The organism is Streptococcus infantis (genome assembly GCF_019929575.1).
GTDB lineage: Bacteria > Bacillota > Bacilli > Lactobacillales > Streptococcaceae > Streptococcus > Streptococcus infantis_L.
On the sequence record NZ_JAHZPU010000001.1, the window covers coordinates 24859 to 47995 of the forward strand.

The following is a 23137-nucleotide window of genomic DNA, read 5'->3' on the forward strand; positions in this document are numbered from 1 at the left end:
GTAGCTGTTCCAAAAATAAACAGAACAGGTCATTTTTATTTTACGATATTTAGAAAAAGAGTCAACACTAGCCCTTCAAGAACTATAAAGAAGTGAAGAATTAATATAAATTAGACAATCATCTGCCATTTTTCGAATAAAAACAACATTTTTCTCAAAAAAGAGTATTTACTACTTGTTAGATTTACTTTTATCCTTTAAAATAGAATGGGAGAAATTCCGCGATTATTTTTCGGAGGAAAAAGAAAATGTCCATTAATTGGCAGGAAATTATTTTTCACTTTTTAGGTGGTCTGGGACTGTTTTTGTATAGTATCAAGACCATGGGAGACGGTTTGCAACAAGCTGCTGGAGATCGCCTTCGTTATTACATTGACAAGTACACAAGTAATCCCTTCTTAGGGGTCTTAGTGGGGATTGTCGTCACTGCCCTCATCCAGTCAAGTACAGGTGTAACGGTTATTACGGTTGGACTTGTCAGTGCTAGTCTCCTCACCCTTAGACAGGCCATCGGGATTATCATGGGAGCCAATATTGGAACGACCGTAACGTCCTTCATCATCGGTTTCAAACTTGGCGAGTATGCCCTACCCTTGATTTTCCTTGGAACCATGTTCTTATTCTTTACAAAAAACCGTACTGCAAATAATATTGGACGTATCCTTTTTGGTGTGGGTGGTATCTTCTACGCCCTCAACCTCATTAGTGCTGGGATGAGCCCTCTTAAAGACTTGCCTCAGTTTAAGGAATACATGGTTACCTTGGGGCAAAATCCTATCTTGGGAGTTGTGGCTGGTGCTGTCATTACCGTTCTGATTCAGGCATCTTCTGCAACCATCGGGATTCTACAAGGTCTCTATGCAGGTGGATTCCTCGACCTCAAAGGGGCACTACCAGTCCTATTCGGAGATAATATCGGTACAACCTTAACGGTTATTATCGCAGCAGCCGGAGCAAACATCTCTGCTAAACGAGTTGCAGCAACTCACGTTACCTTTAACGTTTTGGGAACTATCCTCTGCTTAATCTTGTTGGGCCCATTCACTTCTATGATTGAGTACTTCCAAGCTTTACTTCACCTCTCGCCAGAGATGACTATCGCTTTCTCACATGGTGCCTTCAACGTAAGTAATACCATCGTACAATTCCCATTCATCGGTGCTTTGGCTTACTTTGTAACTAAGTTAATCCTGGTGAAGACGAAGTTGTTAAGTATGAACCTCTTTACTTGGATGAACAACTCATCAAGCAAGCTCCTTCTATCGCCCTAGGAAATGCCAAGAAAGAACTCTTGCACTTAGGAAACTATGCGGTTAAAGCATTTGACCTTTCTTACGACTACATTATCAATTCTAATGAAAAAGTAGCTGAAAAAGGACACAAAACTGAAGAAGCTATCAACACAATCGATGAGAAATTAACACGTTACCTCATCAGCCTTTCTAGTGAAGCATTGAGTCAAAAAGAGAGTGAAGTCTTAACCAACATCCTTGACTCTTCTCGAGACTTGGAACGTATCGGTGACCACGCTGAAGCTTTGATTAATCTTAACGACTACTTGCAACGCAAGAATGTTCAATTCTCTAACTCAGCCCTAGAAGAGTTGGAAGATATTTACCGTCAAACAAGCGATTTTGTTAAAGATGCTCTTGAGAGTGTTGAAAACAATGACCTTGAAAAAGCTCAATCTCTTATTGAACGCCATGAAGCCATCAACAAGATGGAACGCGTCCTTCGTAAGACTCACATCAAGCGCCTAAACAATGGTGAATGTTCTACCCAAGCAGGTGTCAACTTTATCGACATCATTTCACACTACACTCGTGTATCAGACCACGCTATGAACCTTGCTGAAAAGGTTTTGGCTGAACAAATCTAAGATAAAAAAATGCTTTGATTCTTTCGAATCAAAGCATTTTAAATAGCTCTCCAATCATAAAGGAAGAGGCAGCTGCACCCTTGTACCTTGCTTCTTCCTTTTTGATATAGCGGGCCAGATTAACTAACTCTGGCGCTGGTGTTCTAGGATTCTTGAGGAGTTCAAGTGTGACTAGCCCTGAAAGTCGAACTGCAAGCAAGCGCTCATTGGTGCTGGGCAATTGCTTAGCAGTTTCTAGGAGTGCAGCCACTAAATCTTCACTCAAGTTTTGACGGGCATGATTGTAAAGGTCCCGTATCAAGGTTTCTAGGTTTGGTTCTTCCATACCTATCACCTCCATCTTTTTAGTTTAATAATTTTTGATCAAATCTACAGTAGAACGATCCAATTTTTTAACCAAGGCTTGTAGGAAAGCTTGGGCTTCAAGGAAATCATCCATGGCATAAAGGGTTTGATGAGAGTGGATATAACGAGCGCAGACACCGATTGTTGTTGATGGGACACCACCATTTTTCAGATGAGCTGCACCTGCGTCAGTTCCACCTTTTCCACAGTAGTATTGGTACTTGATACCAGCTTCTTCAGCAGTTGTCAAAAGGAAGTCCTTCATGCCTGGGAGAAGCAAGTGACCTGGATCGTAGAAACGAATCAAGGTTCCATCACCAATCTTACCTTGACCACCATAAACATCACCTGCTGGTGAGCAATCCACCGCAAGGAATACTTCTGGATCAAATTTTGTTGTAGATGCATGGGCACCACGAAGTCCAACTTCCTCTTGGACGTTAGCACCAAGGTAAAGTTCATTTCCCAGTTTTTGACCTGACAAGTTTTCAGCTAACTCGCTAACCATAAGCACACCGTAACGGTTATCCCATGCTTTTGAGATGATATTTTTTTCATTAGCAGTTAGGATTGCGCTACTATCTGGAACGATTGTGTCTCCTGGACGGATACCGAAACTTTCAGCCTCAGCCTTATCTGCAAAACCACCGTCAAAAACGATATCTGAAATAGCTGGCATGGTTGGTCCACCTGTGCCACGAGTCAAATGCGGAGGAACTGAACCTGAGATGACTGGAATTTCACGTCCTTCACGTGTAAAGAGTTTAAAGCGTTGGCTGCTGACAACCATAGGGTTCCAACCACCAATGCTGACTACTCGGAAGGTCCCGTCTGGCTTGATTTCACTAACCATAAAACCAACTTCATCCATGTGAGAGGCTACCAAGACACGAGGTGCATTTTCAACTTCTGAGTGTTTAACCCCAAAAATACCACCCAAGCCATCAGTCACGACTTCATCCACGTGAGGTGTTAATTTTTCACGAAGATAAGCGCGAACAGGTGCTTCATGACCTGAGATAGCGGAAAGTTCTGTTACTTCTTTGATTTTAGAAAATAATGTTGTCATTTCTATCCCTTCTTTCTTTCAACCATTTTACCACTTTTTATAGGAGAAAGGTAGTGGAAATCAACATTTTACCAAGTAACTTACTCTTATAACAATAAAAGAATCACAAATGTGATCCTTCTTCTCTTGTATTTCGCTTTAATGAAAAATGGTCTGGCACTGGATCTTTACCCGTTTCAGACCAAGGATGGCAACGTAAAATCCGAGCCAAGCCCATCAAAACTCCCTTGAAGCCATGTTTTTCAATAGCCTGAATCATGTAATTTGAACAAGTGGGCTCAAAGCGACAAGAGGGGGGAAAGGCTGGTGAGATAAAGCGTTGGTAAAAGCGCACTGGCGCAATTAAGATTTTTTTCATTATTTATTATTTGTTACAGCCATGGTGTGTAGCTGGCTGATTTCTTTTTTATTGAGACGGCGTGATTCTCCTGGACGAAGTCCTGTCAAGTCTAAATGTCCAAAACGTGTCCGAGACAACTTATCCACTTGGAGCCCAACTGCTTCAAACATCTTTTTAACTTGGTGATTGCGTCCTTCATGAATGGTTAGCTGAACAACCGAACGGTTTTTAACAGGATCTACTTTGAGAATTTCATAGACGGCCGGCTTGGTTTTCTTGCCTTCAATTTCAACGCCTCGAGTCAAAGGACGGAGGTTTTCTTTGTTGGCAATCCCTTTTACACGCGCAACATAGACTTTGTCGATCTCATTTCGAGGGTGAATCATCTCGTCTGTAAAGTCCCCATCATTGGTCAAAATCAAGACTCCAGATGTGTCCCAATCCAAACGTCCCACAGGGTAAATCCGTTCTTTCACATTAGGCAAGAGATCCACAACAGTCTTGCGACCCTTGTCATCTGTCACACTGGAAATCACACCGCGCGGTTTGTTAAGCAGATAGTAGACTTTTTCTTCGTTGTAGATTGGTTGGCCTTCAACTTCGACCTTGTCGCCTGACTTAATGGTCGTTGCTAGTTCACGTACTACCTGTCCGTTAACCGTCACCAAGCCTTGCTTGATCAACTCTTCTGCTTTTCTCCTACTGGCCACACCTGCGTGGGCAATATATTTATTGATTCTCATCTTCTTCTATCCTTTCACCAAATAATTGGCTTTCTTGTGCTTGAATATCAAGTTCATCTATCACTGGTAATTCTTCCAGATGATTAATACCCATGTAATCTAGGAAATAATCCGTAGTTACATAGAGATTAGGGCGACCCAAAACCTCTTTTTTCCCGTCTTCCTTTATCAGATCAAAAGCCTGCAACTTTGCCAAGGCTCCACTCGAGTTGACCCCACGGATGGCATCAATTTCTATCCGTGTGATAGGCTGCTTATAAGCAATGATGGACAAGGTTTCTAGCGCAGCTCGAGATAGACTCTGGTTGATGGGCGCCTTAGAATATTCTTTCAAAATAGCTGCAAATTGAGGCTTGGTTACCAATCTATAGGCACCACCTGTCTCAATCAAGGCTAAACTGGAATCCTGGTCTTTTTCATACTTTTTGGCTAATTTTTCAAGACTTTGCTGAATCCCAGTCGGTGGCAAAGAAAGGAGTTCAGCCAACTGGCGAATCCTTATCCCCTCTTCACCCGCTACAAACAAGAGCGCTTCTATTTCTGCTAAAGTACTCATATTTCCTCTCTATCAAGCCTGACTTTGTTCTACTTGATTTTCGTCTTTCTTTTTCATGAGATAGATATCTCCAAAGCTCTCTTTTTGAATTAAGAGAATTTCTTGGGTTTTAATCAACTCCAAGGTCGCTAAAAAGAGCGTGATGACCTCTTGTAAATCCTTGGTTTCTTTAAACAAATCTTGCAAGCATAATTGCTGACCTTCAAGTAAGGCTTCTCGGACGATAACCATCATATCCTCAATCTTGTACTCATCTCGTAAAATGGTTGTGTGACTTTGCGAGAATTCTTCCTTTTTCTTGGAAAGCAAGTTTGAAAAGGCTAAGAAAAGATCGATAGTAGTCTTATCGTGGACAAGTTCAGCATCCTCATAAATCAACTCTGTCGGCGCTTTTGAGTAATATTGAGCTCGCTCTTGATGCTTCACTTCCAACTGCTCTCCCAAAAGTTTAAACTTGCGGTATTCTTCGATTTGAGAAAGGAGGTCCTGCTCCAGGTCATCCTCTAGGTCTGTCACTTCTGCAACCTTCGGCAAGAGCTTGCGACTCTTGATCAGCATGAGTTGACTAGCCATGACCATGTACTCACCTGCGACTTCCAAACGCATAGCTTGTAATGTCGAGATATAGGCTAGATATTGCTCGATAACCTCTGTAATCGGCACATCATAGATATCCATCTGGTACTTTGAAACCAAGTGCAAAAGAAGATCCAAAGGTCCTTCAAAATCTTTTAATTTAATATCCATTATCTATATTTTTCCAAGGTCATGACTGTCTTTAATCCTAATTTTTTAGCAATTTCGTACAAGTCAACCTTTTCTTCGATTTGTCTTAATATAAACTGTTCTCTCAATCCTTGAGCCGATAAATCTGAAAAACCTTTTTCCTTTAGAAAGGCTTCTAACTGACGAAAGGCCCACTGACGGGAGTATGGCTTCCCAGCTTTTTCAAAGAGATAGGTCTGCCCCATCAAGGGTTCTAACTCTGCAAGCAAGTTTGTAGGAAGGCTCAAGATTCTTTGTTGAGAAGCTTTATTGATTCTCAATACTTGAAAGTCTAGATTCACATCATTTGTTTTTAAGGCTAGAATTTCACTTGGTAAGAGGCCCAATTCAACTATCAGTAAGGCCAACAAGCGTCCCTCTGGATAGGCACTTTCTTGCCAGAAAGAACTCAAGTCTAAAAGCTCTGACTTGACTTGTTTTTTCTCAGCCTGTTTCGGCAATTCTAAACGATAAAAGGTGCCAATTTCCCCCTTCTGGTATAAAAAGTAAAGAAATTGATTGCAAGCAGAAACCTTACGCTTTTGGGCACTGATTTTAAACTGAGATAGTTGAGCTTGGTAGATTTTTAAACTTGTCTCAGAGATTCGTTCTCCAATCAAATCTAAAAACTGCTCCAAGTCATACTTATAGGATTGCTTAGAATTTACAGACAAACCTTGTTTTTCTTCTAAAAATACTGAAATTCCTTCTCTCATTTGCTTCGAATCTCATATTCCTTACTAAAGTCATGCAAGAGAGCATTTACTGCCTTGAGGATGGACTTACGCGTGATAATGCCTTGGAAAATCCCCTCTGCATCCACAACTGGTAAGAAGGACTCGTCCACTAGCTTGTGCAAAACATCCGTGAGGCGATAGTCTGGACTGACAACTGCTACGTCCTTCTTGGTCATGTGCACGATATCCGTGTCTGCCATAGCTTCCTGACTCAAGCCCTGCTCCATCTGGTAGGCCAGAATGTCTCTAAGTCCAATGGTTCCGACAAATTCTTTCTCATCAGTCACTACTGGCACTCTGGTATAGGTCATCTGGCTAAGGAGGAGAATTGCATGATCTGCATTGTGGCTATCAATGAGTACAGCCAAATTTTCAGCAGGAGTTAAAAAGGTTTCCTCTTGCTCCAGTAAAAACTGTTCAAACTCCTTGGCAATCATCGAGCAAACTCCTTGGATAAGCCTGGATAGACCTCATGGTTACGTGTCAAAAAGTCCACTTTAAAGTAGCTATCATCAATCTCTACACGGGCATAGAGGCATTCTCTGATAGTCCCACGTGGCTGACTGATAGAACCAGGGTTTAGAAAGAGAGTCTTCCCTTCCATCCAAGCGTTTGGAACATGCAAGTGCCCATAAAGACAGATATCTGCATCTTCTTCCTGCGCCCAGAAATCAAGCTTTTGGAAATTGAAGTTAATGTCAAATAAGTGTCCATGGGTCTGGATGATCTTGGTAGGACCCAGTTGAGTCACCAAGCGTTCTGGATAATCTGAATAAAAATCCATGTTCCCTCTGACGACCTGGATTCCTTCCCAGAGGGGTGAATCTGGGCGAAGCTCAGAGTCACCATCGTGAAAAATAGCATCGACTTTCCCCAGATAGCGGTTACGGATTTCTTCTACAATCAAGCTATCTCCGTGGGAGTCACTCATTACAATGATGGTTTGCTTTGCCATGATGGAAATACCTCCAAAAGTTTCTTAACGGCTAAGGCACGGTGGGATTGACTATTTTTTTCTTCGAGGGTTAATTCAGCTGATGATTTGCCAGTTTCTCCTACTAAAAAGAGCGGATCATAACCAAAGCCATTTTCACCCTTAGGTTCAAAGTTAATGTAGCCTGGCCAATCAGCTTCGACCACCAAGCTTTCCTTACCTGGGCTAGCTACGACCAGGGTTGTATGGAATTGAGCTGAACGGTCCTTGAGTTCAAAGACCATGGCTAATTCGTGCAAGAGTTTAGCATTATTTTCTTGGTCAGTAGCCCCTACTCCTGCAAATCGAGCTGACCAGACACCTGGCAATCCACCGAGGACATCGACTTTGAGACCTGAGTCATCTGCTAGCACCATCTTGCCTGTTAATTTGGAGATGGTTTCAGCCTTAAGGCGAGCATTTTCTTCAAAGGTCATACCTGTTTCAGCTACTTCAGGCAGATCAGGATAGTCATTGAGATTTTCTACATCATAACCTAGCTTATCAAAGATAGCACGAAATTCCTTGGTCTTGCCCTCGTTACGAGTTGCAATCAGCAAAGTTTCTCTGACCTTGTTTGTCTCAAAGAAATCTTGAACGTTGACTCCTTCTTTAGGCAATTCCACATGCAGAAGTTGACCATTTTCAACTAAGAGCAAGGCACCTTGACGTTGAATGACTTCTAAGTTTCGGTTCGCTTCTTGGTTGAGAATATCTACCACAAAAGAGAGTAAGCGATAGGCTGAACCATATCGTAAAACAGTGACTGAAAGCGGAAATCCTCGCTCCTCATCTCGAAAGATTTTGGCTAAATCAAACAAAGGAAACGCTAAGTCATCATCCGTCAAAGTCCGAATGCCACCAAAAACACTGTAGGATCCAACATACCAGTCCTGGTCGTCCTTGTATTCATAAATTTTGTTTGTCATAATGTTACATGCTCCACATGAATCTCTTTTTCCAGCCATTCTGCTCCTATCTGGGCAAAACTTTGGCTATTTGCAGTTGTGTAAAAACGGTGTTGAAGGGACGCCGCATCTCGGCTACGGTTAATCTCAAAGTAATTGAGCAAGACTGAAATATCACGCACACACTCAGCTCCGCTATCAATCAGCTGAACCTTAGGCCCCATGACATTTTGAATAATGGGTCTGAGGAGTGGATAATGAGTACAGCCTAAAATCAAGCTATCTACTTTTCCGACTAAGGGACGCAAGGTTTCATAAACAACTTTCTTGGTCACACTGGTCGATAGAGCACCTGACTCGACCAAGGGAGCAAACTTAGGGCAGGCCAAGCTTTCCACTTGTAAATCTGGGTCTAAATCATGAATCTTTTGTCGATAAATATCTGATTTTACCGTCATCGGGGTTCCAATCACACCGATTTTCCCACCTTGACTCGCTTTGATGGCTGCTGATGCACCAGGCAAAATCACACCCAACACCGGAATATCCAACTTAGCTTTAATCTCTTCCCAGACGACTGCCGTTGCTGTATTACAAGCAATAACAATCATCTTAACATCCTTGGTCAAAAGAAAGTTGACCAGTTGCCAAGTATATTCACGAATCTGCTCAGCAGGACGGGGACCATAAGGAGCCCGTGCCGAATCTCCAATATAGACGATTTCTTCATGGGGAAGCTGGCGCATGAGTTCACGTACAACCGTCAAACCTCCAACGCCCGAATCCAAAAAACCAATCGGTCGATTATCCATACAGTCTTCTTTCTAGTATTTTTTCTGATTGATAGTTCATTATCATTACATTTCTTCCTGAAATTGCTGACAGACTGGGTAGCTCCCCACTGTCTCCCTCTTAATCATAATCAAATATCAATAGAATGCAAGGAAAAAGTCTTGTCTCTAAATATCAGTCAAACATAGTGAGAAGTCTGGAACTTTCATCCCAGACTTTTCCTATTTATTTCTTTTTATTGTTAGCAAGGGCTGCTTTTTGTTGGCGAATGATTTGGTGGTAAACTTGTTGTACTTTAGCTTCGCTTGGCTTTTGACCGCTTGCACTCAACAGAGTACGAACTGCTTCTGCATTCAAACGTGGGTTATCCGCAAATTCTTTTTCGATTTGCTTGCGCACCAAGTACATACCTCCAAGAGCTCCTCCTAGAAAAGCTAAAAGAATCAATACAATTGCTAAAATAAGGTTCATAACATTTCTCCTGTTTCTTTTTGAATCTTCTATATTATACCATAAAGTCCCACGCCTGACTAGTTTGAGTTACGCTTTCATAAGGGTTGGTAATTACTCAGATTATTTTTTATCTCTGATCTTTTTCAATAGAATTAAAAAGAACTAAAATTTGGTAAAATAAAGTCATTTCCCCTGAAAGCCCTTGCAATCGCTTTGTTTATTTGTTATATTAAGATTATCTGAAAAAATCACACATATTTCTGCAAGACTTATTTTTTTAAAAGAGAATGTATGCGCTTACAGATTGAAGAAAGGAGAATTTTGTGGATAAGAGATATTGGGAAAAATCCTGTAAGTATAGCATCCGCAAACTAAGTGTCGGAGCTGCCTCTGTTTTACTTGGTGCTGTTTTTTTAGCAGCACAGGGTGTGGCTGCTGATGGTGTCGAGATTCCGGAAAGTGAGGCAACCATTACTGAAACCTCTGCTAAACCTGAGACGAATGTAGAGGAAGTTCTTGTTTCTAACACAGAGACTCAGCCTGTAGCTGAATCAGCTGAAAAGCAAACAAACTCAGAGGTAGAACCACCTCAAACTGCTAGTCAGTCAGAACCAAGTGCTACTACCGCCCCTGCTGACAATAAGGAGAGTGAGAAACCAGAACTTCCTGTGAATAAGCAAGAACATTACGAACTACATTACAACCAACCAACTGCTCCTTCCTATGACGGATGGGAAAAACAAGCCCTTCCAGTAGGAAATGGAGAAATGGGTGCCAAAGTCTTTGGATTGATCGGTGAAGAAAGAATCCAGTACAATGAGAAAACACTTTGGTCTGGAGGCCCACAACCTGATAGTCAAGACTATAACGGAGGAAACTACAAAGACCGCTACAAAGTCTTAGCCGAAATTCGTAAGGCCCTAGAGGACGGTGATCGTCAAAAAGCCAAACAACTAGCAGAGAGAAATTTGGTTGGACCAAACAATGCCCAATACGGTCGCTATCTGGCCTTCGGTGATATCTTCATGGTCTTTAATAACCAGAAGAAGGGCTTGGAAAATGTTACCGACTATCATCGTGGCTTAGATATTTCTGAAGCTATCACAACTACCTCTTATACCCAAGATGGGACAAGTTTCAAACGTGAGACCTTCTCTAGTTACCCAGATGACGTCACTGTTACCCACCTGACTAAAAAGGGAGATAAGACGCTTGACTTTACACTTTGGAACAGCTTGACAGAGGACCTGATTGCTAATGGAGACTATTCTTGGGAGAATTCTAAATACAAACAAGGGACTGTCAGTGTAGATTCTAATGGTATTTTGCTCAAGGGTACTGTCAAAGACAATGGTCTGAAATTTGCCTCCTATCTTGGTATCAAGACTGACGGACAAGTCACTGCTCAAGATGGTTATTTAACCGTTACAGGAGCAAGTTATGCAACACTGCTACTCAGTGCCAAGACTAATTTTGCTCAAAATCCGAAAACCAATTACCGCAAGGATATTGATGTAGAAAAAACTGTCAAATCTATCGTAGAAGCTGCCAAAGCCAAAGACTATGAGACTCTGAAAAATGACCACATCAAGGATTACCAAAGTCTTTTCAATCGTGTTCAACTAAACCTCGGCGGTAGCAAGTCTAATCAAACTACAAAAGAAGCTCTTCAAACCTATAATCCAACAAAAGGACAAAAACTAGAAGAACTCTTCTTCCAATACGGACGTTACCTACTGATCAGTTCTTCTCGTAACCGGACAGATGCACTTCCAGCAAACTTGCAAGGTGTCTGGAATGCTGTAGATAATCCACCATGGAACTCAGACTACCACCTCAATGTCAACCTACAAATGAACTATTGGCCTGCCTACATGAGTAATCTCGCAGAAACAGCTAAGCCAATGATCAATTATATCGATGACATGCGTTACTATGGTCGTATCGCTGCTAAAGAATACGCAGGTATCGAATCCAAAGAAGGTCAAGAAAACGGTTGGTTGGTTCATACTCAGGCGACACCATTTGGCTGGACTACTCCTGGCTGGAACTATTATTGGGGTTGGTCTCCAGCTGCCAATGCTTGGATGATGCAAAACGTCTATGACTACTACAAATTCACCAAGGATGAAACTTATCTTAAGGAAAAGATTTATCCAATGCTCAAGGAAACTGCTAAGTTCTGGAATTCCTTCTTGCACTACGACAAGGCTAGTGACCGTTGGGTTTCTTCTCCATCTTACTCGCCAGAACATGGAACTATCACGATTGGGAATACCTTTGACCAATCTCTAGTTTGGCAGTTATTCCACGACTATATGGAAGCAGCCAATCATCTGAAAGTCGACCAAGACTTGGTGACAGAAGTGAAGGCTAAATTTGACAAGTTAAAACCTCTTCACATCAACCAAGACGGCCGTATCAAGGAATGGTACGAGGAAGACAGCCCACAATTCACTAACGAAGGCATTGAAAACCATCACCGCCACGTTTCTCATCTGGTTGGACTCTTCCCAGGTACTCTATTTGGCAAGGATCAGCCTGAATATCTAGAAGCTGCACGCGCAACCCTAAACCACCGTGGAGATGGTGGAACTGGTTGGTCTAAAGCCAATAAAATCAACCTCTGGGCTCGTCTCTTAGATGGAAATCGCGCCCACCGTTTGTTGGCAGAACAGCTCAGATTTTCAACTCTAGAAAACCTCTGGGATACGCACGCGCCTTTCCAAATTGATGGGAACTTTGGTGCAACCAGCGGTATGGCAGAAATGCTCCTTCAGTCTCACACAGGCTACATTGCCCCATTACCAGCCCTTCCAGATGCATGGAAAGACGGGCAAGTCTCAGGCTTAGTCGCTCGTGGTAACTTTGAAGTCAGCATGAAATGGAAAGAGAAAAATCTTGAAACGCTGTCCTTCCTTTCTAATGTTGGTGGAGACTTAGTCGTAGACTATCCAAATATCGAATCTAGTATTATCAAGATTAATGGCAAGGAAGTTCAAGCTAGTCGCCTCAAAGATAACCGTATCCAACTTGCGACTCAAAAGGGTGATGTCATTACATTTGAAAACTTCCCTGGACGAGTGACTCGCTTATCAGCCCTTCGAAAAGATTCCGTCACAGCTGAACTCGACTTTAACACAGTTGAGGGAGCAACTCATTATGTCATCCGACGAGAAAGCAAGGATGAAAACAGCCAAACTCCTATCGTTCGTGAGTTCATCACCAACCAAACTCACTTTATCGATCGCTCAATTGATTCTAGTCATGCCTATACTTATAGCGTTAAGGCTATGCTAGGGGACCGTACAACACCAGTTTCAGATCCTGCTTCTATCGATGCCTTCAGTGAGTTGATGGATGACCGTGATAAGCGCATCCAGTACGGCTCAGCTTATGGAAACTGGGCTGACTCAGAACTCTTTGGTGGAACAGAGAAATACGCCGATATCTCAAATGGAAATTACTCCGATAAGGATGCGACTGCAACTATTCCATTCAATGGACCTGGTATTGAAATCTACGGACTCAAGTCATCTCAATTGGGACTTGCTGACGTTAAAATAGATGGCAAGTCTGTTGGAGAACTTGACTTCTATACAGCAGGAGCAACTGAAAAGGGTGTATTAATAGGACGTTACACAAATCTATCTTCAGGTCCTCATCTCATGACCATCACTGTTAAACGAGAACATAAAGGACGTGGAAGTGAACGCTCAAAAATTTCCTTAGATTACTTCAAAGTCTTCCCAGGTCAAGGAGCAACTGTTGAGAAAATCGACGACCGTGACCCTCGTATCCAGTATGGTTCCATGTTTAAGGATTGGAGCGATGCAGAACTCTATGCTTCTACAGAAAAATACGCTGACATCAACGCTGATGATAGCCTCGCTTCTGAAGCCACTGCAACCATTCCATTCTCTGGAACAGGTATCCGAATCTATGGATTAAAAACGGCATCACTAGGCAAGGCACTTGTCACACTGGATGGAAAAGAGATGCCAGCCCTTGACTTCTACACTCCAGGAGCGACTGAAAAAGGAGCTTTGATTGGTGAATTCACCAATCTAGCAGATGGCGATCACGTTCTTACTTTGAAAGTAGACCCAGATTCTCCAGAAGGTCGTAAGAAAGTCTCTCTTGATTCCTTTGATATCTTAAAGGCACCTTCTGTGTCTCTCGATAGTCCAAGCCTTGATTCCGTTAAGTCCAAAGATAAGACTGTTACCCTAACCTTACCAACTGGCAATTGGGATGCAGTCGCTGTGACCTTCCCTGGTATCAAGGATCCTCTTCTACTCAGAAAAGTCGATGATGACCATCTTGTCACATCAGGTGAACAAACTGTTCTAACCATTAAGGATAACAAGGTCCAACTAGACATACCTGAAACTACGGACCGTAAAGCTGGCAATTCAATAGAAGCTTATGCCATCCAAGGTACAACAACTACTAGTCCTGTTGTAGCTGTCTTTCCTAAGGATGAAACTAGTCCAGTTGAAGAAAAAATCCATACTAGTAAAGGGGATGAGCCTGCTCCTGTTGTAACCATTCCTGAGTACACAGATCCTATTGGGACAGTGGGAGATCAGGATGCACCTACTGTGGGAATCCCTGAATACACTGGTCCTGTCGGCACTGCTGGAGATCAGGATGCACCTACTGTGGGAATCCCTGAATACACTGGTCCTGTCGGCACTGCTGGAGATCAGGATGCACCTACTGTGGGAATCCCTGAATACACTGGTCCTGTCGGCACTGCTGGAGATCAAGAAGCGCCTTCTGTGATAATTCCTGAATACACTGAACCTATCGGCACTGTGGGAGACCAGGAAGCGCCTTCTGTGGTAATTCCTGAATATACTGAACCTATTGGCACTGTGGGAGACCAGGAAGCGCCTTCTGTGGTAATTCCTGAATATACTGAACCTATTGGAACAGGTAGTGGTCAAGCCGCACCAAGTAACACAGTTCCCGAGTTCAAACTCAAAGTCTTGAAAGACAAGGCTACAAGAGTTCAAGTTATTAGTGGAACAACTGAACTAGGAAGTGCAAGCTACCTCGACAGTCAAAAAGTTGAAAACAAAGAACTTTTGGGCAAGAAATACGATGCTTACGCTCTTCAACTCAAGGATAAAGACGGACGGCCAGTTCAACCAAAAGGTGCTGTGCTCGTTCGACTACCAGTAGCAGGTGACATTCAAGAACTCTATCAATTGACTTCAACAAATGAATTAAAACCACAAGAATTCACCATTCGAGACGGTATGATTGAGTTTATTACTTTTGACGTGAGCACCTACGCTATTGTCTACAAGACAGAAGGCTCAACTGTTAAACCTGTCCCAGCTCATACGGAAGAAAGAAACCTAGAAACCACAAAACCATTAGTTGAAAGTAATGAAGCAAATGATCAGGTCTCTACGAATGACAAACAACTCCCAGCCACAGGTGAACAAGCTAGCCCTCTCCTCTTTATGGCAAGTCTCAGCTTAGCCTTATCGGCTGCTTTCTTACTAAAAGGTAAGAAAGATTAAACATTGTCCCCCTAGGAATATAGATTTATTCCGCTATAAAAAAGAGAGTGGGACAGAAATCGGTAATTCGTTAGAATTCGATTTCGTCGTCCCACCTCCGCACAGTTGAGTAGGGCTGTAAAAGCTGATGAAATCAGCGTAGTAGAGCCCACTCAACCACTGCGTCTTGCTAGACAATCCAAAGACAATTGAGAGGCTAGGACTTTTGTCCCAGCCTCTTTTTCAATTTTAATAATATACTACAAATCAAATCCTATTCACATCTTTTGCAAATGATTTGGTGGGGTAGATAAGTGGTAGAACAAGTCTTAATGCTCTACCTTTTTTTACATCCACTACTTCCGTTTTCTTGCAATCAGGTGAATCGGTGTTCCTTCAAAGACAAAGGCCTTGCGAATTTGATTTTCCAAGAAACGTAGGTAAGAGAAGTGCATGAGTTCTTCTTCGTTGACAAAGATGACAAAGGTTGGTGGTTTGGTTGCCACTTGAGTCGCATAGAAAATCTTGAGGCGTTTCCCTTTATCGGTCGGTGTTGGGTTGATGGCGATAGCATCCATAATGACATCATTCAAGACTGCTGATGGGATACGGGTATTTTGACTCTCGCTGATTTGCTTAATCATCTCAGGCAACTTGTGGAGACGTTGCTTAGTCAAAGCGGATACAAAGATAATCGGTGCGTAAGGCAGGTATTGGAACTGCTCACGGATATCTTCCTCCCAGTTTTTCATGGTGTGGTTATCTTTTTCAAGCGTATCCCACTTATTGACCACGATAATCATCCCTTTACCAGCTTCGTGGGCAAATCCAGCGATACGCTTGTCATACTCACGAATACCTTCCTCTGCATTGAGGACCATCAAAACTACATCTGAACGGTCAATAGCACGCATAGCACGCATAACCGAGTATTTCTCAGTATTTTCATAGACTTTACCTGACTTACGCATACCAGCCGTATCAATCATGGTAAACTCTTGGCCGTCAGCATCTGTAAAATGGGTATCAATGGCATCACGAGTGGTACCAGCGACAGGGCTGGCAATGACGCGATCTTCTCCCAAAATGGCATTAATCAAGCTAGATTTTCCAACATTTGGACGACCAATCAAGCTGAATTTAATAACATCTGGATTTTCTTCTTCAACTTCATGTGGGAGGTTTTCCACAATAGCATCCAGCACATCCCCTGTCCCGATACCGTGAACAGATGAGATCGGTAGAGGTTCGCCCAATCCAAGAGCATAGAAATCATAGATATCATTTCGCATCTCTGGATTGTCAACCTTGTTAACGGCTAGGATGACTGGTTTATGAGTTTTATAAAGTTTACGGGCAACGTATTCGTCCGCATCTGTAATTCCTTCTTTACCAGACACGACAAAGACGATAACATCTGCTTCTTCCATGGCAATTTCTGCCTGGTGCTTGATTTGTTCCATGAAAGGCGCATCGACATCATCGATACCTCCAGTATCAATCATACTAAAAGAACGATTGAGCCACTCACCTGTGGCATAGATACGATCTCGCGTTACACCTTCAATATCTTCTACGATTGAGATGCGTTCTCCCGCGATACGGTTAAATAGGGTTGATTTCCCAACATTGGGACGCCCTACAATGGCAACAGTTGGTAAGGCCATGTTTTCTCACTTTCTACAATAACTTCTTCTGCTCAAGATTTTCTCGAGTCGAGCTTGGTTCTGGATTGCCGAATTGCTCCGCTAAACGTTGACTCCAAGTTGTAGTCGCACGCGCACCTGCATATTCAGTCTGTACTCGGTCATAGGCTTCGATTGCCTCAGTTGACTGTTCTTGGTATTCTTCCTCAAAGACAATATTCTCTAGTGGCAGTCTTGGTTTCACATCATGCTGTTGATTTGGCACACCGAGTGCAATCCCAAAGACTGGATAGGTATAGTCAGGAAGCTTGAACAATTCTGCTAACTCAACAGACTTGTAACGCACCAAACCGATAATCACTCCACCATAGCCTAAGCTTTCTGCCGCAAGCAAGGCATTTTGTCCAGCCAAAGCCGCATCTACTGAAGTGATGAGGAGTCCTTCCACCCCTTGAGGTTGGAAAATATCCGTATGGAGACGAGCCCCTTTTTCTGCACGGTTTAGATCACCAACAAAGAGTAAAAATGCTGCAGACTGGCGAATCGCTTCCTGAGGAACTAGCTCAAATAAGGCGTCCTTCTTTTCTTGACTTCTGACAAGAATGACCGAGTAGGATTGGAAATTTTTCCAAGAAGAAGCCATTTGGGCAGCTGCCAAGATCTCATTCAAGTCTGCTTGGGGAATCTCTTGCTCTTTAAATCTACGCACTGAAGTTTGAGCCTTCATTAATTTGATTGTTTCTGTCATCGGCGGTTTTCTCCTTCAAGTCTTGTTTCCTCTGCTAAATAACGAATGCGTTCCATGACGCGTCTAGCTTCCCAGGTTTCGTCATTTCCGTTTTTCCCTTTAGCGAAATGCTTCTCCAAATCTTCAAAGTTGAAGTTGGAGGTAAAGAAGGTTGGCAAATCTTCCTGCATACGATATTGGAGAATAACCTGCAGGATCTCGTCACGCACCCAAGCTGTTGATTGCTCGGCACCAATATCATCCAAAATCAAGACTTCAGCAAGCTTAATCTCATCCACCAAGGTCTTGACATTGCCATCACCGATGGCATTTTTGACATCGATGACAAAGCTCGGATAGTGGAGGAGAGTTGATGAAACGCCACGTTTTTCTGACAAATCATGGGCTAGGGCAGCCACCATGAAACTTTTACCCACACCAAAGTCTCCATATAAGTAGAGACCTTTTCGAATAGCTGGATATTGCTCCACAAAGGCTAGGAGCTTTTCAAAAACTGGCAAGCGCCCCAAATCATCTAAATCAACTTGAGCTAGGCTAGCTTTTTTAAGACTAGCTGGAAGATTGATTAGCTTGAGACGGTTTTTAATCGCTGCTTCTTTTTCCGCTGCAATTAGCTCTGGAGTCTCTTCATAAGAGACATCTGCATAGCCATGATTCATGACTAGGATAGGTTTGTAGCCACGCGCGATATAGTCTGTATCTCCTCGGAGGAACTTATCTCTCTCAGTAATGTATTGGTTAAACTTGGAAATACTACGGTTTAACTCCTCCTGACTGAGAGATTCTTTCTGGATAAAGGCTGCAACATCAGGGTCCTTCACAATTTGCTGGACTAAATCCTGATACTGAAATCGGCTTGGTTGACGCTTGAGCACGTCTCCGACACTTTCCATCTAGTCTCCTCCTTTTTCTAATCGAGCTAACATTTCTTTTTTCTTACGTTCTAGTTCTAAGCGAGTTTCTTCGCTAGTTTCATTCTTATATTCAGGATTACTCCATTTAGGCACATTGGTTTTTGCTGGGGCATTCTGATTCTGCTTTTGCGTTTTTGCTTTTTGGCCACGTTCACGAATACGGAGAACTGCCTCCTCGGCACTACGGATATTTTGATAGGCGTAGTCATTAGCTACCTTCATGGCGTATTTTTCATTGATATTGGCCGAATCAACCTTATTAAAGGTCAGGAGCAAGATAACATTAATCACTTCATCCAGCAAGCCCAAGGCAGCCATCTGCTGGAGCAGGTCCCGTTCAGTCTGAGTAATACTTCCCTTGCGGGTCTGCTTAATCTCAGCAAGGAACTGCAAGGCTGTCTTTCTCTTAGCCTCTCGGATAATGGTTGCTTCCTTGGGACTAAAGTCAGAAGTCACAGGCTTTTGCGCTATCTTTTCGCGGATGCGTTTGACAGAAATCACTTGCGACATTGCTGTCGCTTTGGCTACTTGATAAGTTTCAAACCAAGTCCACCTCTGCTCGTCTGCTATTGCAAACAAGGCCAAAACATCCGAAGTCTCATCTTGAAAACGAAGACCATCACGGGCCATGAGCTGACGAAAATGCTCCAAATCAAAATCATCTGCTACTGGCTGACTGCTAGAGGGTTCTTGACTCGCAGACTCGGATAACTGAGGGAAGATTTGACTCAAGGCCACCGAGATAGGTTCCCCTTCAACACTTTCCTGTCTCATGGCTGCAACCGCACTATCCCCAATCATTTTTTCTAACAAGGTCCGATAAACTGTATGTTGTAAAAATTCTTGAGTCGATAGGGGAGAATGAAGTAACAAGTTATAGGACTCCCCCTGTTGATAGAGGGTCACCAATTTCATGGCTGTCAGAGTTTTAAAAGCCTTTAAAAGACTATCCATCCCAAAATTCAAATGATTGAGCATGGCTGCAAAGAGATGCTCCTTTTGACCATCATCCCAAAAAATCACAGCATAAAGATAGAGGCTCAGCGCCTCCTGACCGATAATCGGGAGGTAGCACTGCACCATTGATGAGGTATCTTGCGACACCCGATTATTCTTTACAAAAGAAAAACGGTCATTTGGCTTCATTTATTTTTCCTTTTTCTTTTTAGAGGATTGTGTAATCTGCTGGAGTAGGCTTTCAAGCTCACTCACATCCTTAAAGCTACGGTAGACACTGGCAAAACGGACATAAGTAATCTCATCTAGCTCTGCCAACTCTTCCATAACCAAGGAACCAATAACCTCACTCTGAATTTCATTTTCATTGCGACTACGGAGTTTTTGTTCGATGCGATTGACAACCATGCCAATCTCATCACTAGACACTGGACGTTTCTGGGCTGAGCGAATAATCCCGTTAAAGATTTTATCTCTTGAAAATTGTTCCCGTGTACCATCTTTTTTTACCACAACCAGTGTTCTCTCTTCAACACGTTCATAGGTTGTAAAACGATGCTGACACTCTTCACACTCACGTCTTCTTCTGATTGTATTTCCTTCTTCAGCCTGGCGACTATCGATCACACTTGATTTTGTAGCGCCACATTTTGGACAACGCATGCCTTTCCCTCCTTGTCGTTTTCTTTTCATTATACCATTTTTTAAGAGATTCCCAAAATAATTCTCCTTTTGGCTTGACAAGTTTTTTGTTTTGTTGTATTATTGAATTAACACAAAGGTAATTAGAAAGGAGATCGTGATGTCTTGGACATTTGATAACAATAAACCCATTTATTTGCAGATTATGGAGAAAATCAAATTGCAGATTATTTCCCATAAACTCGAGCCCAATCAACAGCTTCCAACCGTTAGAGAATTAGCTAGCGAGGCAGGTGTCAATCCCAACACCATCCAGCGTGCCCTATCGGACTTGGAAAGGGAAGGCTTCGTTTATACCAAGCGGACATCTGGACGCTTTGTCACAGAGGATTTGGACTTGATCCTCCAATCCCGTAAGCAACTGTCAGAAGAACAGCTGCAACAGTTTGTAACAGGCATGGTAGAATTCGGCTATGAAAAAGAAGAACTACCGACTGTTTTGAGAGATTATATTGAAGGAGTTTAAACTATGACCTTGTTAGCATTTGAAAATGTGTCAAAATCCTATGGAGCAAGCCCTGCTCTTACAAATGTTTCCCTTGAAATTCCAGCTGGAAAAATCGTTGGTCTCCTTGGCCCAAACGGTTCTGGAAAGACAACCTTGATTAAACTAATCAACGGCTTGCTACAGCCAGAGGCAGGGCGTATTCTTATCAATGGCATGGAACCAAGCCCAGCAACTAAGGCTATCGTTTCTTATCTACCTGATACGACCTACCTCAACGAGCAGATGAAGGTCAAGGAAGCTCTCACTTATTTCAAGACCTTCTACCAAGATTTTAATCTGGAACGTGCTCAAGGTCTTCTTCGTGACCTTGGTATTGATGAAAATAGCCGTTTCAAGAAACTCTCAAAAGGGAACAAAGAAAAGGTTCAGTTGATCCTTGTCATGAGTCGTGATGCTCGTCTATACGTGCTTGATGAACCAATCGGGGGTGTAGACCCAGCAGCTCGTGACTATATCTTGAACACCATCATCAACAACTACTCTCCAACTTCGACTGTCTTGATTTCAACTCACTTGATTTCAGACATCGAACCAATCTTGGATGAGATTGTCTTCCTCAAGGATGGAAAAGTTGTCCGTCAAGGAAATGTGGATGATATTCGCTATGAGTCTGGAGAGTCTATCGACCAACTCTTCCGTCATGAATTCAAAGCCTAGATAAAGGAGATTATTATGTTTTGGAATTTAGTTCGTTATGAATTTAAAAATGTTAACAAGTGGTATTTAGCCCTCTACGGTGCTGTGTTGGCTCTTTCTGCCCTTATCGGGGTTCAAGCTAGTTCCCTAAAATCCATCGACACCCCCGATCAACAAATGATTATGTTAGTTTTTCTGGCTCTAGTTTTTGGTGGACTAATCATTACCTTAAGTATTTCAACCTTGATTTTGATCATTCGTCGCTTCAAGGGTAGTGTCTACGATCGTCAGGGATACCTAACTCTCACACTCCCCGTATCTGAGCACCAAATCATTTTATCCAAACTTTTGGGTGCTTTCATCTGGTCTCTGGCTAGCTCATTAGTCTTTATCTTGAGTATTTATATCATTTTAGTTCTGACTGGTGCAAACTTCCTTGATATCTTTTCTCTCGAATACCTCTTTAAATTTTACATGGATAGTTTCTGGCTTTCTGTGATCTCATATATCCTCAGCACAATTTCAGGAATCCTCTGCATCTACTTGGCGATTTCCATCGGACAACTTTTCATTGAATACCGCACAGCACTCGCGGTTTTAGCCTATATTGTTATCCAAACCATTCTCGGCTTTGTTGGTCTCAACCTTCGCATAGATTTCGACTACAATTGGATGATCTCCTTTGAAATCGTTAAAGACCTCATCCTCAGCGCAGCCTTCTATCTCGGAACCTACTATATCTTGAAGAATAAAGTTAATTTGCAATAAAAAATGCCCAGCTACTAGAGCTGGGTTTTTGCGTTAACTCAATATCAAATTGGCTACAATAGGACTGACAAATACATAGAGAATACCTGTAACACCGATGGCTAGTCCTCCCATAGCACCTGCAACTGGTCCATAGCGAAAGGCCGTTCCAGTTCCAACGGCGTGACCTGTTCCACCCAGGGCTAGTCCAGCCGCTACTGGATCGTCTATCTTGAGCCATTTTAGAAGCGTTGGTCCGATTACACTGGTCAAAATCCCCGTCGCTACGACAACTACTAGGGTCACTGTGGTCAAGCCCTGCAACTTTTCTGTAATTCCTACTGCCATGGCGGTCGTTACTGACTTAGGAAAGAGGGAAATAGCTAGGAAAAAGTCCATACCAAAGATTTTTGCGACTAGGGCTGTAAAAGAAGTATTGACGATGACAGCTAGAAAACTACCCAGCAAAATACTTCTAACATGATGCTTCATCAAGTGGAAGCTCTTATAGAGGGGAATTCCTAGAGCCACTGTTGAAGGAACAATCAAGTTATTAAGATAAACCCCACCTTGGTAGTAATCTTGGTAGGAAATGCCAGTTACCTTTAGAAATATGATAATAAAAATAGCTGACAGTAGCAAAGGAGTCGTTAAGGGATGAGGATAGCGTCTGAAAATCATCATTCCCCCAAGATAGGCTAAGATTGATAAAGCAATTCCAAATAGGGGATTAGATACAAATTCGCTCATTTGGTACCTCTTTCTTCGTAGTCACCTTCATAGCGTTTTTTGATAAATTGAACCACAAGCGCAATCAAGATGATATTAATCACTGCTGCAAAAAAGACAATCAAAACAATCGGCAGAAGATAGGGAGCAATCACATCAAATTTTTCCATAATTCCAACTGCAGGAGGTAGAAAAAGAATGGTCATGTTGGCTAGGAGAAAATTTCCAACCATGTTAACATGGCGGGTGCGCAGCCACTTGAACTGCAAGGCTAGAAAAAGAATAATCAAGCCGATGATACTGCCTGGGATGGGCAAATGAAAAAAACTAGAAATCCCTTCACCGATTAGAGAAATCACAAAGAGAATCATTAACTGAACATATAACTTCATCGTAAACTCCACAAATAGACTTTCTGCATACCAGTTTACTCTTTTTTCAGAAAATTTCAAGGAAATATATAAGAAACATCCT

22 protein-coding genes and 2 pseudogenes are annotated in these 23137 nt (G+C 42.5%); 5 read left to right on the plus strand and 19 right to left on the minus strand.

All coding sequences use genetic code 11. The annotated features are described in order from the left end of the window. The first annotated feature begins 248 nt into the window (after window positions 1-248). Window positions 249-1879: pseudogene (locus K1I67_RS00105) on the plus strand (Na/Pi cotransporter family protein). 28 nt (window positions 1880-1907) lie between these two features. Here K1I67_RS00105 and K1I67_RS00110 read toward each other — a convergent pair. The 12 genes from K1I67_RS00110 to K1I67_RS00165 all read right to left on the minus strand — a co-directional run bounded on the left by K1I67_RS00110 (window position 1908) and on the right by K1I67_RS00165 (window position 9578). Then, window positions 1908-2204: a bacteriocin immunity protein gene (locus K1I67_RS00110; protein ID WP_223338283.1), complete on the minus strand. Its 297-nt coding sequence runs from the start codon at window positions 2202-2204 to the stop codon at window positions 1908-1910. A 24-nt stretch (window positions 2205-2228) separates the two neighbouring features. After that, on the minus strand, window positions 2229-3293 hold the full coding sequence (pepA, locus tag K1I67_RS00115) for a glutamyl aminopeptidase (RefSeq protein WP_000209210.1): 1065 nt from the start codon (window positions 3291-3293) through the stop codon (window positions 2229-2231). A gap of 103 nt (window positions 3294-3396) precedes the next feature. Continuing rightward, entirely contained in the window at window positions 3397-3651 is a 255-nt protein-coding gene (yidD, locus tag K1I67_RS00120; protein WP_060955256.1) for a membrane protein insertion efficiency factor YidD, read from the minus strand. After that, window positions 3651-4376 (minus strand): pseudouridine synthase, encoded by a 726-nt coding sequence (locus tag K1I67_RS00125; protein ID WP_223338284.1) that lies wholly within the window; start codon window positions 4374-4376, stop codon window positions 3651-3653. Before K1I67_RS00125 ends, yidD begins: the two co-directional genes overlap by 1 nt. After that, on the minus strand, window positions 4363-4932 hold the full coding sequence (gene scpB / locus K1I67_RS00130) for an SMC-Scp complex subunit ScpB (RefSeq protein WP_070458687.1): 570 nt from the start codon (window positions 4930-4932) through the stop codon (window positions 4363-4365). The genes K1I67_RS00125 and scpB overlap by 14 nt, the downstream gene beginning before the upstream one ends. Window positions 4933-4944: 12 nt before the next feature. Continuing rightward, complete coding sequence (locus tag K1I67_RS00135; RefSeq protein ID WP_223338285.1) at window positions 4945-5679, minus strand: segregation/condensation protein A; 735 nt, start codon at window positions 5677-5679, stop codon at window positions 4945-4947. After that, window positions 5679-6413, minus strand: a complete 735-nt coding sequence (gene xerD, locus K1I67_RS00140; RefSeq protein ID WP_070458691.1) for a site-specific tyrosine recombinase XerD — start codon at window positions 6411-6413, stop codon at window positions 5679-5681. The genes K1I67_RS00135 and xerD overlap by 1 nt, the downstream gene beginning before the upstream one ends. Continuing rightward, window positions 6410-6871, minus strand: coding sequence for a cyclic-di-AMP-binding protein CbpB (cbpB, locus tag K1I67_RS00145; protein WP_070458694.1), 462 nt, complete (start codon window positions 6869-6871; stop codon window positions 6410-6412). The genes xerD and cbpB overlap by 4 nt, the downstream gene beginning before the upstream one ends. After that, window positions 6868-7389 carry a metallophosphoesterase gene (locus K1I67_RS00150; protein ID WP_001118959.1) on the minus strand — a complete coding sequence of 174 codons (522 nt, stop codon included), beginning with the start codon at window positions 7387-7389 and terminating at the stop codon, window positions 6868-6870. The genes cbpB and K1I67_RS00150 overlap by 4 nt, the downstream gene beginning before the upstream one ends. Then, window positions 7365-8336 carry a nucleoside-triphosphate diphosphatase gene (locus K1I67_RS00155; protein ID WP_070458696.1) on the minus strand — a complete coding sequence of 324 codons (972 nt, stop codon included), beginning with the start codon at window positions 8334-8336 and terminating at the stop codon, window positions 7365-7367. Before K1I67_RS00155 ends, K1I67_RS00150 begins: the two co-directional genes overlap by 25 nt. Beyond that, the gene (gene racE, locus K1I67_RS00160) at window positions 8333-9127 is read right to left on the minus strand and encodes a glutamate racemase (protein WP_223338286.1); all 795 of its coding nucleotides are present in this window, start codon (window positions 9125-9127) and stop codon (window positions 8333-8335) included. The genes K1I67_RS00155 and racE overlap by 4 nt, the downstream gene beginning before the upstream one ends. A 205-nt stretch (window positions 9128-9332) precedes the next feature. Then, the gene (locus tag K1I67_RS00165) at window positions 9333-9578 is read right to left on the minus strand and encodes a YneF family protein (protein WP_060955249.1); all 246 of its coding nucleotides are present in this window, start codon (window positions 9576-9578) and stop codon (window positions 9333-9335) included. Window positions 9579-9883: 305 nt separating this feature from the next. Between K1I67_RS00165 and K1I67_RS00170 the strand changes: the two genes are divergently transcribed. Then, complete coding sequence (locus tag K1I67_RS00170) at window positions 9884-15097, plus strand: SIALI-17 repeat-containing surface protein (protein ID WP_223338287.1); 5214 nt, start codon at window positions 9884-9886, stop codon at window positions 15095-15097. A 335-nt stretch (window positions 15098-15432) separates the two neighbouring features. Here K1I67_RS00170 and der read toward each other — a convergent pair whose 3' ends face one another. From der to nrdR, 5 genes are read right to left on the minus strand one after another with little or no spacing between them, the layout of a single operon-like run. Next, the gene (gene der, locus K1I67_RS00175) at window positions 15433-16743 is read right to left on the minus strand and encodes a ribosome biogenesis GTPase Der (protein ID WP_049508964.1); all 1311 of its coding nucleotides are present in this window, start codon (window positions 16741-16743) and stop codon (window positions 15433-15435) included. A 13-nt stretch (window positions 16744-16756) separates the two neighbouring features. Further along, window positions 16757-17470, minus strand: coding sequence for an NADPH-dependent oxidoreductase (locus K1I67_RS00180; RefSeq protein WP_223338288.1), 714 nt, complete (start codon window positions 17468-17470; stop codon window positions 16757-16759). Then, a complete protein-coding gene (dnaI, locus tag K1I67_RS00185) occupies window positions 17467-18363 on the minus strand; it encodes a primosomal protein DnaI (protein ID WP_049549027.1) in 897 nt (298 codons plus the stop codon). Before dnaI ends, K1I67_RS00180 begins: the two co-directional genes overlap by 4 nt. Then, entirely contained in the window at window positions 18364-19530 is a 1167-nt protein-coding gene (locus K1I67_RS00190) for a DnaD domain protein (RefSeq protein ID WP_223338289.1), read from the minus strand. After that, on the minus strand, window positions 19531-20004 hold the full coding sequence (gene nrdR / locus K1I67_RS00195) for a transcriptional regulator NrdR (RefSeq protein ID WP_001203674.1): 474 nt from the start codon (window positions 20002-20004) through the stop codon (window positions 19531-19533). Between the two features lie 139 nt (window positions 20005-20143). On the opposite strand from nrdR, the gene K1I67_RS00200 reads away from it, so the two are divergent. The 3 genes and pseudogenes from K1I67_RS00200 to K1I67_RS10135 form a co-directional block, all read left to right on the plus strand. Beyond that, window positions 20144-20509: a GntR family transcriptional regulator gene (locus tag K1I67_RS00200; RefSeq protein ID WP_000119157.1), complete on the plus strand. Its 366-nt coding sequence runs from the start codon at window positions 20144-20146 to the stop codon at window positions 20507-20509. Window positions 20510-20512: 3 nt separating this feature from the next. Beyond that, window positions 20513-21208: an ABC transporter ATP-binding protein gene (locus K1I67_RS00205; RefSeq protein WP_223338290.1), complete on the plus strand. Its 696-nt coding sequence runs from the start codon at window positions 20513-20515 to the stop codon at window positions 21206-21208. Window positions 21209-21676: 468 nt separating this feature from the next. Beyond that, a pseudogene (locus K1I67_RS10135) lies at window positions 21677-21955 on the plus strand (hypothetical protein); the annotation flags it as partial. Between the two features lie 33 nt (window positions 21956-21988). On the opposite strand, the gene K1I67_RS00215 reads toward K1I67_RS10135, so the two are convergent. Then, the gene (locus K1I67_RS00215) at window positions 21989-22684 is read right to left on the minus strand and encodes an LrgB family protein (protein ID WP_049508971.1); all 696 of its coding nucleotides are present in this window, start codon (window positions 22682-22684) and stop codon (window positions 21989-21991) included. Continuing rightward, complete coding sequence (locus K1I67_RS00220) at window positions 22681-23055, minus strand: CidA/LrgA family protein (protein WP_000781324.1); 375 nt, start codon at window positions 23053-23055, stop codon at window positions 22681-22683. Before K1I67_RS00220 ends, K1I67_RS00215 begins: the two co-directional genes overlap by 4 nt. Window positions 23056-23137 lie beyond the last annotated feature (82 nt).

Excerpts from the sequence above, each read along its gene's own strand:
- yidD (WP_060955256.1), bottom strand. The coding sequence starts at position 3,651 with ATGAAAAAAATCTTAATTGCGCCAGTGCGCTTTTACCAACGCTTTATC.
- pepA (WP_000209210.1), bottom strand. The coding sequence starts at position 3,293 with ATGACAACATTATTTTCTAAAATCAAAGAAGTAACAGAACTTTCCGCT.
- cbpB (WP_070458694.1), bottom strand. The coding sequence starts at position 6,871 with ATGATTGCCAAGGAGTTTGAACAGTTTTTACTGGAGCAAGAGGAAACC.
- scpB (WP_070458687.1), bottom strand. The coding sequence starts at position 4,932 with ATGAGTACTTTAGCAGAAATAGAAGCGCTCTTGTTTGTAGCGGGTGAA.
- K1I67_RS00155 (WP_070458696.1), bottom strand. The coding sequence starts at position 8,336 with ATGACAAACAAAATTTATGAATACAAGGACGACCAGGACTGGTATGTT.
- K1I67_RS00220 (WP_000781324.1), bottom strand. The coding sequence starts at position 23,055 with ATGAAGTTATATGTTCAGTTAATGATTCTCTTTGTGATTTCTCTAATC.
- K1I67_RS00205 (WP_223338290.1), top strand. The coding sequence starts at position 20,513 with ATGACCTTGTTAGCATTTGAAAATGTGTCAAAATCCTATGGAGCAAGC.
- K1I67_RS00150 (WP_001118959.1), bottom strand. The coding sequence starts at position 7,389 with ATGGCAAAGCAAACCATCATTGTAATGAGTGACTCCCACGGAGATAGC.
- racE (WP_223338286.1), bottom strand. The coding sequence starts at position 9,127 with ATGGATAATCGACCGATTGGTTTTTTGGATTCGGGCGTTGGAGGTTTG.
- K1I67_RS00200 (WP_000119157.1), top strand. The coding sequence starts at position 20,144 with ATGTCTTGGACATTTGATAACAATAAACCCATTTATTTGCAGATTATG.
- xerD (WP_070458691.1), bottom strand. The coding sequence starts at position 6,413 with ATGAGAGAAGGAATTTCAGTATTTTTAGAAGAAAAACAAGGTTTGTCT.
- K1I67_RS00125 (WP_223338284.1), bottom strand. The coding sequence starts at position 4,376 with ATGAGAATCAATAAATATATTGCCCACGCAGGTGTGGCCAGTAGGAGA.
- K1I67_RS00180 (WP_223338288.1), bottom strand. The coding sequence starts at position 17,470 with ATGACAGAAACAATCAAATTAATGAAGGCTCAAACTTCAGTGCGTAGA.
- dnaI (WP_049549027.1), bottom strand. The coding sequence starts at position 18,363 with ATGGAAAGTGTCGGAGACGTGCTCAAGCGTCAACCAAGCCGATTTCAG.
- der (WP_049508964.1), bottom strand. The coding sequence starts at position 16,743 with ATGGCCTTACCAACTGTTGCCATTGTAGGGCGTCCCAATGTTGGGAAA.
- K1I67_RS00190 (WP_223338289.1), bottom strand. The coding sequence starts at position 19,530 with ATGAAGCCAAATGACCGTTTTTCTTTTGTAAAGAATAATCGGGTGTCG.
- K1I67_RS00165 (WP_060955249.1), bottom strand. The coding sequence starts at position 9,578 with ATGAACCTTATTTTAGCAATTGTATTGATTCTTTTAGCTTTTCTAGGA.
- K1I67_RS00110 (WP_223338283.1), bottom strand. The coding sequence starts at position 2,204 with ATGGAAGAACCAAACCTAGAAACCTTGATACGGGACCTTTACAATCAT.
- K1I67_RS00215 (WP_049508971.1), bottom strand. The coding sequence starts at position 22,684 with ATGAGCGAATTTGTATCTAATCCCCTATTTGGAATTGCTTTATCAATC.
- K1I67_RS00135 (WP_223338285.1), bottom strand. The coding sequence starts at position 5,679 with ATGGATATTAAATTAAAAGATTTTGAAGGACCTTTGGATCTTCTTTTG.
- nrdR (WP_001203674.1), bottom strand. The coding sequence starts at position 20,004 with ATGCGTTGTCCAAAATGTGGCGCTACAAAATCAAGTGTGATCGATAGT.